The 12,165-nt window shown below is 59.9% G+C and carries 14 protein-coding genes; 8 read left to right on the forward strand and 6 right to left on the reverse strand.

The window, feature by feature from the left end; translation table 11 throughout:
* On the reverse strand, positions 1–561 hold the full coding sequence (locus H2052_RS07755; protein WP_293779943.1) for an SRPBCC family protein: 561 nt from the start codon (positions 559–561) through the stop codon (positions 1–3).
* Positions 562–775: 214 nt separating this feature from the next.
* Between H2052_RS07755 and H2052_RS07760 the strand changes: the two genes are divergently transcribed.
* The gene (locus H2052_RS07760) at positions 776–1,279 is read left to right on the forward strand and encodes a YetF domain-containing protein (protein WP_293779857.1); all 504 of its coding nucleotides are present in this window, start codon (positions 776–778) and stop codon (positions 1,277–1,279) included.
* A 21-nt stretch (positions 1,280–1,300) separates the two neighbouring features.
* Positions 1,301–1,672, forward strand: coding sequence for a DUF202 domain-containing protein (locus H2052_RS07765; protein WP_293779859.1), 372 nt, complete (start codon positions 1,301–1,303; stop codon positions 1,670–1,672).
* A 9-nt stretch (positions 1,673–1,681) separates the two neighbouring features.
* On the opposite strand, the gene H2052_RS07770 is transcribed toward H2052_RS07765, so the two are convergent.
* Entirely contained in the window at positions 1,682–2,221 is a 540-nt protein-coding gene (locus tag H2052_RS07770) for a DUF4142 domain-containing protein (protein WP_293779861.1), read from the reverse strand.
* A gap of 324 nt (positions 2,222–2,545) precedes the next feature.
* Between H2052_RS07770 and H2052_RS07775 the strand changes: the two genes are divergently transcribed.
* A complete protein-coding gene (locus H2052_RS07775) occupies positions 2,546–3,331 on the forward strand; it encodes an SDR family NAD(P)-dependent oxidoreductase (protein ID WP_293779863.1) in 786 nt (261 codons plus the stop codon).
* Between the two features lie 39 nt (positions 3,332–3,370).
* On the opposite strand, the gene H2052_RS07780 is transcribed toward H2052_RS07775, so the two are convergent.
* A complete protein-coding gene (locus tag H2052_RS07780) occupies positions 3,371–4,126 on the reverse strand; it encodes an SDR family oxidoreductase (protein ID WP_293779865.1) in 756 nt (251 codons plus the stop codon).
* A 251-nt stretch (positions 4,127–4,377) separates the two neighbouring features.
* Between H2052_RS07780 and H2052_RS07785 the strand changes: the two genes are divergently transcribed.
* Genes H2052_RS07785 through H2052_RS07795 form a run of 3 tightly spaced genes read left to right on the forward strand, consistent with a single transcriptional unit; the run spans position 4,378 to position 6,690 of the window.
* Positions 4,378–4,614: a hypothetical protein gene (locus H2052_RS07785; RefSeq protein WP_293779867.1), complete on the forward strand. Its 237-nt coding sequence runs from the start codon at positions 4,378–4,380 to the stop codon at positions 4,612–4,614.
* A 24-nt stretch (positions 4,615–4,638) separates the two neighbouring features.
* Positions 4,639–5,133 (forward strand): DUF892 family protein, encoded by a 495-nt coding sequence (locus H2052_RS07790; protein ID WP_293779869.1) that lies wholly within the window; start codon positions 4,639–4,641, stop codon positions 5,131–5,133.
* 39 nt (positions 5,134–5,172) lie between these two features.
* Positions 5,173–6,690 (forward strand): MFS transporter, encoded by a 1,518-nt coding sequence (locus tag H2052_RS07795; protein ID WP_293779871.1) that lies wholly within the window; start codon positions 5,173–5,175, stop codon positions 6,688–6,690.
* Positions 6,691–6,764: 74 nt separating this feature from the next.
* Here the strand turns inward: H2052_RS07795 and H2052_RS07800 are convergent, their stop codons facing one another.
* Both H2052_RS07800 and H2052_RS07805 read right to left on the reverse strand, forming a co-directional pair.
* Positions 6,765–8,942, reverse strand: a complete 2,178-nt coding sequence (locus H2052_RS07800) for a hypothetical protein (RefSeq protein WP_293779873.1) — start codon at positions 8,940–8,942, stop codon at positions 6,765–6,767.
* A gap of 115 nt (positions 8,943–9,057) precedes the next feature.
* The gene (locus H2052_RS07805; RefSeq protein WP_293779875.1) at positions 9,058–9,666 is read right to left on the reverse strand and encodes a DUF4142 domain-containing protein; all 609 of its coding nucleotides are present in this window, start codon (positions 9,664–9,666) and stop codon (positions 9,058–9,060) included.
* Between the two features lie 124 nt (positions 9,667–9,790).
* Here H2052_RS07805 and gntA point away from each other — a divergent pair, with 124 nt between their 5' ends.
* Positions 9,791–10,543: a guanitoxin biosynthesis heme-dependent pre-guanitoxin N-hydroxylase GntA gene (gntA, locus tag H2052_RS07810; RefSeq protein WP_293779877.1), complete on the forward strand. Its 753-nt coding sequence runs from the start codon at positions 9,791–9,793 to the stop codon at positions 10,541–10,543.
* A complete protein-coding gene (locus H2052_RS07815; protein ID WP_293779879.1) occupies positions 10,540–11,133 on the forward strand; it encodes an urea carboxylase-associated family protein in 594 nt (197 codons plus the stop codon). The genes gntA and H2052_RS07815 overlap by 4 nt, the downstream gene beginning before the upstream one ends.
* 7 nt (positions 11,134–11,140) lie before the next feature.
* Here H2052_RS07815 and H2052_RS07820 read toward each other — a convergent pair whose 3' ends face one another.
* Complete coding sequence (locus tag H2052_RS07820; protein WP_293779881.1) at positions 11,141–12,139, reverse strand: glycosyltransferase family 2 protein; 999 nt, start codon at positions 12,137–12,139, stop codon at positions 11,141–11,143.
* Positions 12,140–12,165: the final 26 nt, after the last annotated feature.

Genomic DNA, 12,165 nt, shown 5'->3' on the forward strand with positions numbered 1-12,165 from the left:
TTATGCCTCCAGCTCTTTTGCGAGCATCTCGCGATTCATTGCATTGGTGGAGATTTCTCCCGTCTCCATAAGCTGCTTGAAACGCCGCAAATCGCGCCGGGCCTGAAGGCGGGGCTCGCGCTGAAACAGCTTGGCGACCAGCCTTCCGGCCAGGCCAGCGGGAGGATCATAGGCGATGATGGCCCGTACAACGGTGCCGCGCAGCCCCGCGTCGATGAATTCGACTTTGCCGCTGTTATCGATGTCAGCCCCTTCGGCCGATTGCCAGGTTATCGCTTGCCCCGGAATATCTTCGGTTATGATTGAATCCCACTCCACGGTCTTTCCCGCAGGTGCTTTCACGCGCCAGCGGGAACGCCGGTCGTCAATACAGGTTATCGACTCGATATTGTCCATGAAGACGGCCAAGTTCTCGAGATTGCGCCAGAAATCATAGAGCTCCTCCCGCGGTCTGTTGATCGTCACGGTTTCCGCCAGAAGTGCCCGGTCGGGCTTCGACGTCTTCGACGTCGTAATAGGCGCATCGTCGCGCGGTGGGTCGGCCTGACGCGTTTCCGGCATCTTCGTCTCCATGTATGAGAGTCTCGGATGCCAACCGCTGTCCGCCCCCATGGTTCCGCCGTTCGTCGCGATCCGCAACGTAGTGACGTCCTCGCGTTTCGCGTTCACGCCTACCCCGGCCTGACGAGCGGAACTCGGCCGCCTCAACATCGTTACTTATGTGCGTATTCTACGGCCTCTCACGCATCACAACGCCCGCAGAAACAATTTGCATATGCTGTTCGACAACTACCACGGCCTCTTACGAGTCGCAGTCATCTCGGTGATGGCCTACGCAGCACTGGTCTTCGTACTTCGCTTTGCGGGGAAACGGGCGCTTGCAAAACTGAATGCCTACGACCTCGTCGTCACGATCGCCCTAGGGTCCACATTAGCCACTGTGCTGCTGACAAGAAATGTCGCATTTGCGGAAGGGTTTCTGGCCTTTTTCATGCTCGCCCTGCTGCAGTGGTGCGTCGCCCGCCTGTCTATAGCCTCCCCCCGGTTTCGTAGCCTTATTCGTAGCCAGCCACGATTGTTGCTGAGCGACGGCCAATATCAACATGATGCCATGGTAGACGAACGCGTCACGGCATCCGAAGTCGATGCGGCCATCCGAAAAGCTGGTGTAGGCCGACGAGAACGGATTGCTGCCGTCGTGCTTGAAACGGATGGAAGCATGAGCGTGATCGAGAAGGACGACAAACCGTCCACCGTACTAGGCGACGTGAAGCGTTAGGACCCAAAAACAGGAGGCTTCGTGGATCGTGACGACAATCCTGCGCGTGATCGCACCGATCTTGCCGAGGATCGTACTTTACTCGCCCACGAGCGCTCATACGCTGGATGGATAAGAACGGGAATGGCGTCTTTGGGGATCGGGCTGGGGCTGAACGCACTCTTCCGATCACTCGAGCCGACTTGGGTAGCGAAAGCCATCGCGACCGGGTTTTTCCTAATGGCCGTCTTCATTTTCATCTCGGCGCAGCGGCGGGCCTGCCGTGTTCTCGAGCGCCTTCACGCGCACTGGATTTCGGAACTCCGTTCGGTCCGGATTCGCCTGCTCACCTGGGTACTTGTCAGCGTCACCTGCGTGCTGATCGTGGCCATATGGCTACTCGTTCCCGCCTAAGCAAACCTGCTATTGCGGGGCCAGCGTTTGGGCGACACGCATGGCGTCATCTCGAATACGCAGTAAATGCTCGGTTTCCACAGGCCTGTAGCGCCCAGCGTACCTCATCAGCGCAGGCACATTTCCATATTTTTCATATTGTTCGTGGAGTTGAACCATATCTTCGAAAGCGGCCTCCTGCTGACGTCGATAAAGTTGCTGCAAGCGGGTTCCCGTGGCGCCGCGGAGTTCATCAAGCTGCTCTGCCTGTTCCTGATTGACCGTTTCCGGAACCAGAGATGCGTGGCCGCTTGCCTTCGCCGCCGTGCGGAGGTCTTCCAACGCAGCCGTGTGCGTCGCTTGAAGCTCTTGCGCGAACGCCTTCATCGCCGGAGGTAAATCCCCCTTGGCCACAATTCGAGCGGCTTCCACCTGGTACAGGCTCGCCTGCGCGACTCGCAGGACGTAGTCGCGCGCAGACGACAAGGGTTCGCTCACGCCGGTTTCGGCGATGCGGTCCCGCGTCGCATTCAAGGCAGCTTCGGCGCCCTCCGGCGTGCGGGCAGGCACGGCGCCCGGTCCCCCGCGATCACCTTCGTCCGCCGTTTGCGCGGCGGTTCCGGAATCCGAGCCGCTTTGACCACAGCCCGCAAGCGCCGCGGTTAGAATGAGAAGTATGTGAATACGCATGACCGGGTAACGCAACGCGATGGAAATAGTTCATACCCGGTGTTCATTCATCTTGACCGCATCGATCGCGGAAGGGGGGTACGCAGTTCGTCGCAAAACTCATGTGATGTTTCGGATGCTCCGGAACGGATCGAAATTCCGTGCGCTCATGGGTGCATAAGACACTGAGGCCTCTGTGAAGGTCTGAGACCAACGGAGATTTGTATGGCAAGACCTTTCGCCGTCATTACCGGAGCTTCAACGGGCATCGGGTTCGAGCTGGCACGGATCGCCACCGGCAGCGGGTACGATGTCCTCGTTGTGGCAGATGAAGCACTGGTGGAAGCGGCCGCAGATGATCTGCGGCGCACGGGGACGGACGTGACCTGGCTACAGACCGATCTTGCCACGCTGGAGGGTGTCGACCGCCTGCTCGAGTCCGTGGGAGGGCGCCGGATTGATGTCTTGTGCGCGAACGCAGGACGGGGACTCGGCCGATGCTTCCTTGATCAGGACCCGGACGACTGGCGCCGCGTCATCAACACCAATGTGGTCGGCACTGTCTATCTTTTGCAGAACGTGCTGCGCCAGATGGTGAACCAGGGCAGCGGCCGGGTGCTCGTCACCGGATCGATTGCGGGCTTCATTCCGGGCAGTTTTCAGGCCGTCTACAACGGCACGAAAGCCTTCATCGACAGTTTCGCGGATGCCATTCGCAATGAGCTGAAGGAATTCGACGGTATCACCATAACGACATTGATGCCCGGCCCTACCGACACGGCCTTTTTCGAACGCGCCGACATGATGGACACGAAGGTCGGGGTCGATCCGGACAAGGCCGATCCCAAGAAAGTCGCGCGAGACGGATGGGATGGGATGATCGAAGGCAAGGATAATATCGTCTCAGGCTGGAAAAACAAACTCCAGGTGGCCGCCGCACATGTAACACCCCCAGGCGTTATGGCCGAGCAGCATCGCCGCATGGCCGAGCCGGGCACAGCCAACAGCTGAGGTGTCCGTTCGATTTCGCCCAACCCTGCTCAAGAAGCTTTAAGGATGCTCAAGCCGAGTCTCGACGCGCATCAGTGAGACCGCTGTTCTGCGCGGCTGTGAGAGCATGAAGTGAACGGCAACCGCAATATCTTCCGCGCGGAGCATTTTGTCCTCGTTTATAAGCTCTGCCTGCTTTCCAGCGGGAAAATCCGGATATTGGAAATCGGCTCCGGTAAACCCGGGTTCGACGAGGCCGACCTTGATATCCCGCTCGGCAAGTTCCTGGCGCAGAGACTGCGCGAAGCCCTGAATGCCGGCTTTCGCCGCAACGTAAACCGAAGTGCCCATTTTTCTCGATACCGCTGACATGGATCCTATGAATATGATATCGCTGCCGGGCTCCATCCGATCCGCTGCCAGCATAGCGGTCGCGAGATAGGCTGTGAAATCCGTTTCGATCTGATATCGCATGGCATCCTCCGCCGTGTCAGCGAGAGCTTCCGCCGGGACGGCGGCATTAACAACGGCGATATCAACCCCGCCGAGCCATTCCTCCGCCGCATCGAAAAATCGCCGCAGCTCTGCTGCGTCCGAAACATCCAGCGCAAGGCCCTCCCCCACCCCTACCTCGCGAATGCGCGCAAGCGCATCTTCGAGATGTTGTGGTGTACGACCGCAAACAAAGACTTTTACCCCGTAGCTCGCCAGCAAGACGGCGACAGCCCGGCCGATACCCGTTGTGCCGCCCGTTATGACCGCCCTCCGGGCGCCGAGAGGGGGTTGATACGTATGAGCATCCTCGCGATTCGTCATTTGCAGGTCTCCTTGGCAATACGGGACGCACGACGCCGAGCCATGTTCCGCGACGATTGTCCTCTCGTCGCAAATGCCACCGATGGGCAGGCGTCGATCGCCTGGCGCCTCGCGCGGAAAGCCGTGGAACGCAACTGCGTCAGGCTCGTTGCTTGGTCGATGTCAACAACAACCTGCGGCGCCGTCAACACTATGGACCGGGGCAATCCGGATATCGGGCGCAAGAGCAGATAGCAGGCAAGGAGACGCACATGAGCGGCGACAGTGAGTACGAGCCCAAAGACTCCAGAAATGTTACGGGTCAGGCCCACACCAAGGATGGCCGCTGGAGCGGAGATGAACAGCCGGCAGGGCACGGCAGCGAATACGAACCGCGCGATTCCAGAAATGTAACAGGGACGGCATCCTCTCCGGATGGGCGGTGGACGAACAAGAAACGGAAATCCGAACAGGCGGATGGAGATTCCGGCAATCCCGACACGGAGTGACGATAGCATTACAGGAGAACGCGGATGAAGACGGCTAGGGAGCGCGTGGTGGAGTGGCTTCGCGATGCTCATGCGATGGAGGAGCAGGCGCATACTATGCTCGGCAAGACTGCGCAGCAGATCGACGGACATCCGAATTTCCGGGCAGGATTGGACGCGCACGGAAAGCATAGCGCCAGACAAGCGGCGCAATTGAAATCGTGCCTTGAAACTCTGGGCGAAAGCACCTCGGCCGTGAAAACCGTGACGGGCCAGATATCGGCTTTCGCGCAAACGCTGAGTGGATACATTGTCGGTGATGAGCCCGTAAAGGCGGTATTGGCATCAGCCACATTTGCGCACATGGAAGCCACTTCATACCGAATCCTCGTCGCCGCCGCTGCGGAAGCCGGGATGAACGAAGTCGCCGCTGTCTGCCGTCCGCTTCTGACGGAAGAACATCAATTCGTCCGCTGGCTTGACGACCAGGCAGATATCGTCACGCGAGATTATCTGGACGCCAACGCCGCCGGAGGCTGACCGCGAGCGCGTCATTCGGAGGACATTCAGGTCCATGTTGTGAACCTTGCTCCGCAGCCGAATGTCAGCGACGCCGAACGCGAACGCGGCGTGCGGCTGCTGGTGGTGGAGGCGGCCTTTTCAAGCGGCACGAGTGCACTCACCAGCGGCGTGATTCTCACGGCCTTTGCCCTCCATCTTGGCGCATCCAATCTGTGGGTCGGCATTCTTGCGAGCGCCCCCTTTCTCACCCAGCTGCTTCAGCTGCCCGCAATTCTCGTCGTCGAGCGAGTGCGCGCGCGCAAACGTATCGCGGTGCTTTCCAGCGTTGTCGGCCGATCGATGCTGCTTTTGATGGCAGGAACCGCATTCTTTTCCGGGACGATGCCGCTTCTGGTATTTCTTCTCGCCCAATACGTCCTTTGCGGACTTGGCGCGTTGGGCGGCTGCGCGTGGAACGCGTGGATTCGTGATCTGGCACCCGAAGGCCGGCTCGGGCGTGTCTTCGCACGGCGGACAGCGTGGACGGCAGCTGTCAGTCTCGCCGCAGGCATCGCGGCGGCGCTCATTCTGGAACACACCGCGGATGGCTCTTTCGAGCGTAGCTTTGCCTTCGCCGGAATGTTCGTCGCAGGCTGCATCAGCGGTTTCATCAGCGCCGGGATTGTGGGCCGGATGCCCGAGCCCGAGATGCCCCCGCAAACGCGGCGCGCGAGCTTTCTCGATCTTCTGGGCGCGCCCTTTGCGGACATCAATTTCAGACGGTTGCTAGGGTTTACAGTCAGCTGGCAGTTCGCCGTCAACTTCGCAACGCCGTTTTTCACGGTCTTCATCGTCCAGCAGCTCGGCTTCGATGTCAGTCTCGTTATGATCTTGAGCGCGGGTAGCCAACTTACGAACCTTGTGGCACTCCGTTTCTGGGGCACGCTCAGCGATAGGTTTTCGAATAAATCCGTGCTGCTCGTTTCCGCTCCGGCCTACATCGCCGGCATCGTCGCGATGGCTGGCGCATCGCAATCGACAGACAGCACGTTCGTAATCGCCTGGCTTGCCGCCCTCCACCTGTTGATGGGCGCCGCTGTTGCCGGCGTAACTCTGGCGTCCACGAATGTCGCGCTCAAGCTTTCACCGCGCGGTGAGGCAACCGCATATGTCGCTGCAAATGCGCTTGCGACCGCACTGGCCGCCGGCCTCGCTCCGATCGTCGGTGGGATCCTCGCCGACTTCTTCGCAAGCCGGCAACTTGAGCTCCTCTTCCGCTGGACAAGCCCACACGGCGCCGTCATCTTCCCGCTGCGCCTCAGCCACTGGGACTTCTATTTTCTGATTGCAGGCGCGATCGGACTCTATGCCGTCCATCGCCTCACCCTGGTCGCGGAAGAAGGCGAGATCGACAGGCGCGAAATGGTAAGCGAGGTCATCCTGCATGCGCGTCGATCTATCCGAAATGCGTCGGGTATCGCCGGTCTCCGTGCGGCAACCGAGCTGCCATCCGCGTTGCTTCGCGATGCGCGCGTCCTGTTCCGCCTCGCACGGGCCCGGGGCCAGATGGAAAGCGCGCGCACTCTGGAGCAATGAACGACGAAGAACGATCTACCGCACGCTCAGCAAGCGCGGTATGATCCAGCGATCGGCAGCATAACTACTGCGCATTACTGCCATGTGATCACAAGGCTGCCCTGGGCCGGCACGCGGTAGTCGATCCGGTCTGCCGAATGGCTTATCGCTTCGAGCACCTCTCCCGTGGTCAGCGACACGTCGACCTTTGGCAGACGTCGGCGTTTTCGCCGAACGAGACTTAAACCCGCCGCGCAATGTTCGCCGCCGTGAAGGGTCATGGTGTATGTCCGCTCGCCGGTTCGCTCGAGCGCATGGACGAATTGATCGCAGTAGAGCCGGAAGGCGGCGCCCTCGATATCGTGAAATGCACGCGTGGCGAAGATGAGGGCGGCTCCAGCCCCATAGACTTCCTGACCGACTTGCCCGGCCGGCTGGCCATCAGGATAGATATCTTCCAACGGAAAGCTCAGTTTGCGGTCAATATGGCCGTTGCCTTCCCGCTGCTCGTCGGAAATGGCTTCGGGCGGAAGCGTGTCTGGATAGTAATACCACGCACGGTCGAGGGCATATCTGCAATATTCGGCGATCAGCATTCGCGCCGCCGGCTCCACGCCGGGTCCCGCATCGTTCAGATAGTGTTCGAAGGCCACGAACGAATCGAAACATTCGTATATGGCCATGTAAGGCGCATCCTGCAGACACGTCACGCCCAGGAAATTGCGATAATGAACGGCGCGTTCAATTTCACTTTCCCAGATCGCGCAATTGTGCAGAAAACTCGCGAGATAGACGTAACTTTGCTCGCGATAGACTTCCCGGTCCGTGATGCGCCATAGCCGCATACATGCTGCAGCGCCCCAGGCAGTCAGATTCGCCTGATAGTTGATGTTGAACCGGAGACCGACCGCCGCATCGATCGCCTTGCGTGCCTCGTCGAGATATTGCTTGTCGTCGGTAAGCGTAAACGCCTGCAGCATGACCCACGCATAGACGCCCGCCACATCGGTCTGGCCCCGTCCATCGGCGCCGGCTTCGGCCGTGATCACCGAAAAGTTCGTCACCTTGTACTGAACGGGCCATTTGTAATCAAAATGCCGTGCGGCCCGGATTCCAAAGCCTACAGACTTCAAAAATAGTCTCCGAGCACTCGCATCGCCATCGAGCACAAGGATGCCGAGATTGAGAAGTGGGTGATAGAGATACCAGCTATCGACCGCATCCGCGTCCTTGTCGTCTCCGACGTTTGGCAAATAACGCCGAAGTGTTTTCAGTCGGGCATCGTAGAACTTCCCGAGACCGGCCTTGAAAGCGGCTTCGAGCGGATGTGCCTTGCGATTCCATTTCCCCCAAGCATGAATGGCGGCGACCAGCGACATCTGGACCATGACATCGGGATATTCAGCATTCGTGTAGGGACGGACATACCGATGACCGTAATGACGGACGGTTGCTTCTGGAGCGTGCGACAAGTCATGAAGCGTTCGCTCTCCGCGCCAGATCCAGTCACGAAATTCGTATGTGGGCAGGTCAAGCATTTGATAGGCTGCGCCCAGCATCTGCAGAAACTGCCGCGCGGAATCGCGCTCGTCCATGGGTTCGTCGAAGCGAAAGACAAGGATCGCATCAGAGATCGTGAACTGAATACCGGCAGGGAGCGGGTCGGTTGGCGGCGTCCCACTCTGCGGCGGTGTCGGTAGAAGATAGCCAAGTTCCGGCCATTCTCCGCCCACGGCCCCATCGGGCTTTGTCTTCGTAGCCCGATAATAGTCGTTCATCGCTGTGAGATTCTGGAAATAGAGAATATTGCCGAACGCTGGTTCCGAAATCCGGAAATACAGCAATCCGGCGTTTAGGCCGCGCTGCGCCGCCTCAACGTGACCGGTCGCGCCAAGTGGATCGCCCCGCGCGTCTAACGGATAGAGGTCGCGCGGCATGAACGGTACGAGCATCGCAACCCTCGGCGTGAAGCGCACTGTCATGCGGAACTTGGTCAGCACACCTGCCCCAAGGCTGAACATCGCGACATGCTCGCCCATTGCGCTCAGAATTCTGAGACGAACGACTTCGTCGGACTCCGGCGATAGCACCGTACAGGAAAAATCTTCCGGAAGAAAAGCAACGCGGAGCGCTACCCCCCCGCGCTTTTCCCGCCGAATGAAAGCCCAAATGGAATCACCGCCGGCACACAATTCGACGGTCAAGTCATCCTTTTTGAAATCGAGCAAATGTCGCATGCTTTGCTCGGCAAGCGCATGTTGCAGCGCCACCACGTACGGGCTCACCCCCGGCGAGTGCCGACCGGCCGTTGGGCTCATAACATAAGCGCCATCTGTTCCAATGTTGTTCTACGTCCCAGACGATACCACTTCACAACGCTGGGTATCCTCATGGCTTGAGACCCCGCGCCTCCTCGAGATGCCCCTCCACGACAGAGGCGGTTTCATTCGCGAATGCCTTGAGCGCCGGCTCTGTACCCGACACCGCATAGTTGCGCAGCATCTTCAGGGCATTCTGGTGGGCGTCTACCTGCTCGGCGCTGTAAGCCTTGTCGAATGCCGCGCCTTCTAATGCCCGTAGCGCCTCGAGTTTTTCCGCCATTACGGGGTCCGGCGTCTCGGCCGGCGATACAACGCCTTGCGCCTTGCTTACCGCTTGCTTCAATTTCGCTGTCGATTGAGTGTGTGCGTCTATCATAGTCTGGGCAAAGGCCTTGACTTCGTCGGATGCGCCCCGCGACAGCGCGATGCGGGCTCCTTCGATCTCGAAGGCATCGCTTGCGGCGGCCGCATTCGCGAATTCCTGCGCCGATTGTGGTAACGCCGCGTCCAGAGCGCCGTCCGGCGCCATCACAGTCGTTGGATCGGCGGGTTTCGTAGTTAAACCCGAATCAGCCTCCCGGTCGGGGGACGGGTCTGGCGCATTCTCGTTTGCGGGTTTTTCATTGCACCCGGCAATGCCCAGCGCGACAACGGCAAGAACAATGCTCTTCTTCATGACAACGACTCCCAAGACCATTCTTGACCGAAACGTTGGTGCGTCCCGCCTGTTCCCCGCCCCTGCACGATCGGCCTGCAGGAGATCGAGATTTCGATACCATTGCAGGGGATGAAACGATCGGATGGCGGGCGGCGGAAACCTCTGCGTCGGTCATCCGTTCCTGCACGGCAATCAATTCAGGCCGAAGGCATCAGGCGCAATGACAGTCGTTACCAACCCGGCAGAGCTTGAAGAGGGTCTGTACCATCGCATTTCCGATCCCTCCTTTCCCTGCGTCGGCGCTAAGTCGGCGATGGCGCGAGGCACGCTCAGCGTATTGACCTGCTATTCCCTCACAAGTGGATGGGATGACCTCCGAATCCATCAAACCTTGCTGCACTGGGCTGCCGACTATCGCTCCCGGCCTGACGGCTTGCGGAGCCTTGCCGTGGTGTTTGGCGGACCTGCCTCGCTTAATGAGCAGGAATTCGAAGCCGCGATGTGGGAACGCATCCAGTCCTTTGCTGACAAGGACCACTGGCTGGGCCAGCCCTACGATCGCCGCGTCAGCGCGGACCCGGACGATCCCCATTTTTCGCTGAGTTTCGGGGGTGAAGCGTTTTTCGTCGTCGGCCTGCATCCCCATGCGTCGCGCCCTGCCCGGCGCTTCCCTTCGCCCACGCTCGTCTTCAACCTGCATGAGCAGTTCGAGCAACTGCGTGAGGAAGGCAAGTATGAGGGCATGCGCGAAAAGATCCTGGAACGGGATCGCGCACTCGCCGGCGACATCAACCCCATGCTTGCGCGCCACGGGGAAAAGAGCGAGGCACGGCAATATAGTGGCCGCCAGGTCCCGCCAGATTGGCGCTGCCCATTCAGGGACCCCCGGGCATGACCGAACCTATCGTAATTCCGCCCCGCCACGGCACCGCGTTCATTCTGCACGCCGGCGAAACCCTGGAGGTGATCGACCCGCTCGGCGAGCAGGTCAGCGATATGCTCGCGTTCAGTCGTGCCGATGTCCGTGAGCTGATCTCCAATGGCCGCACCTTTGACTACGAAGAAACCATCAGCCTCACGGTGGGCAATCGCCTCTGGTCTAATCGGTCTCGTCCGATGTTGGAGATTGTCGCCGACAGTGTCGGCCGGCACGATTTCCTGCTTACGCCGTGCAGCGAAGCCACCTTTCGACATTTCTATCCCGCAAAACCCGTTTACCGCGGCTGCATGGGCAATCTCGTGTCTGCCCTGCAATCCTATGATGTCACCGAAGACGCGATCCCGACCGCCTTCAACATCTTCATGAACGTTGTCGTCGACGGTCAGACCGGGCGCCTGCAGGTCCTCCCCCCGACAAGCAAGCCCGGGGACAGCATCCGCTTCCGCGCGCTCATGGATCTCGTCATCGGCCTGACCGCCTGTTCAGCCTACGCGTCCAATGGCGGCAGCTTTAAGCCGATCCATTATCGCGTCGTGCCAGAATGATCGTTTCTCATTTCGCTTTGCCGATGCGCGCCTGCAACGCGCTCACCGGTGTCGCGGCGTGTTTCAACCGCGTTGTCCGGTAACGAACACCGCCAAGCAACAGACGGGTAAGGAGCGCTGCCCACGATGTCACCGCACGCTCGGCAATCCACGCCGGCGCCCAAAGCGCGCTCGTCGCGGGATAGGCCTTGCGGCCGCCGTCTTTCCGGCGTCCGGCCTCTGCTGCGGCAATGCCGAGGGCGGCGAGCGCCAGCAGGGCCGGCATCCCCTTTTTTCGCGCCAGCCAGATGCTGGCCGGAAGCACCGTCAGCTGGGCGGCTAAGCGCACCGGTCTCGCCCATTCGTCATAGGCCTGGCGCGTGCGCTGCGAAAGAAAATGCCGCGCACTTGGAGGCCTGCGGGCAACGAATAGGTCGAGCTCAACGGCTTCCCGTCCCCCGGCCGCCTTCACCGTGCGTACCATTTCCAGATTTTCAAACAGCACCTCGCCGCTGTACCCCCCGGCATCCAGAAGCACAGACCTGCGAACACCCAACGTCCCAGGCCAATCCCCGCCGGACAGACGATTAAGCAGACTGCGCGCCGTATCCCAGCGGGCATGCCAGGGCAAGGGCACGAACATATTCTGGGGTCGAACAACATCGTAAGCCGACAGCAGATCGGTCATGCGCCCGATTTCAGCCCTCCGATACCGAATGTCGTCGTCAGCCACGATCACGGCTTCGTGTCTGGCGCACGCCAGCCCTGTCATGACGCCTGCGACCTTGCCGTTCGTCGTGCGGATCGACGGGCGTATATGCCGGACATAATTGCCCCAGGCATTCGCGTGCGCGTCGAAAATGGCATTTTCCGAACCATCGACCACAACGACATCGTCGATCGTTCGGCTGAGACGGCGCAGATACCCGCCCAGCACCCGAGCCTGTGAGACATGCGAAGCGATCGGAAGCACATAGCTTGCCGCGATCGGTGGCTCGCCTACACGCCATTTCGTTATGTTGGGCATGGACTCGCAACGAAGCCGATCTGGAT

Source organism: Sphingosinicella sp. (genome assembly GCF_013911755.1).
Taxonomy (GTDB): Bacteria; Pseudomonadota; Alphaproteobacteria; order Sphingomonadales; family Sphingomonadaceae; genus Sphingosinicella.

Excerpts from the sequence above, each read along its gene's own strand:
- H2052_RS07805 (WP_293779875.1), bottom strand. The coding sequence starts at position 9,666 with ATGAAGAAGAGCATTGTTCTTGCCGTTGTCGCGCTGGGCATTGCCGGG.
- H2052_RS07785 (WP_293779867.1), top strand. The coding sequence starts at position 4,378 with ATGAGCGGCGACAGTGAGTACGAGCCCAAAGACTCCAGAAATGTTACG.
- H2052_RS07780 (WP_293779865.1), bottom strand. The coding sequence starts at position 4,126 with ATGACGAATCGCGAGGATGCTCATACGTATCAACCCCCTCTCGGCGCC.
- H2052_RS07790 (WP_293779869.1), top strand. The coding sequence starts at position 4,639 with ATGAAGACGGCTAGGGAGCGCGTGGTGGAGTGGCTTCGCGATGCTCAT.
- H2052_RS07760 (WP_293779857.1), top strand. The coding sequence starts at position 776 with ATGCTGTTCGACAACTACCACGGCCTCTTACGAGTCGCAGTCATCTCG.
- H2052_RS07775 (WP_293779863.1), top strand. The coding sequence starts at position 2,546 with ATGGCAAGACCTTTCGCCGTCATTACCGGAGCTTCAACGGGCATCGGG.
- H2052_RS07755 (WP_293779943.1), bottom strand. The coding sequence starts at position 561 with ATGCCGGAAACGCGTCAGGCCGACCCACCGCGCGACGATGCGCCTATT.
- gntA (WP_293779877.1), top strand. The coding sequence starts at position 9,791 with ATGGCGGGCGGCGGAAACCTCTGCGTCGGTCATCCGTTCCTGCACGGC.
- H2052_RS07820 (WP_293779881.1), bottom strand. The coding sequence starts at position 12,139 with ATGCCCAACATAACGAAATGGCGTGTAGGCGAGCCACCGATCGCGGCA.
- H2052_RS07815 (WP_293779879.1), top strand. The coding sequence starts at position 10,540 with ATGACCGAACCTATCGTAATTCCGCCCCGCCACGGCACCGCGTTCATT.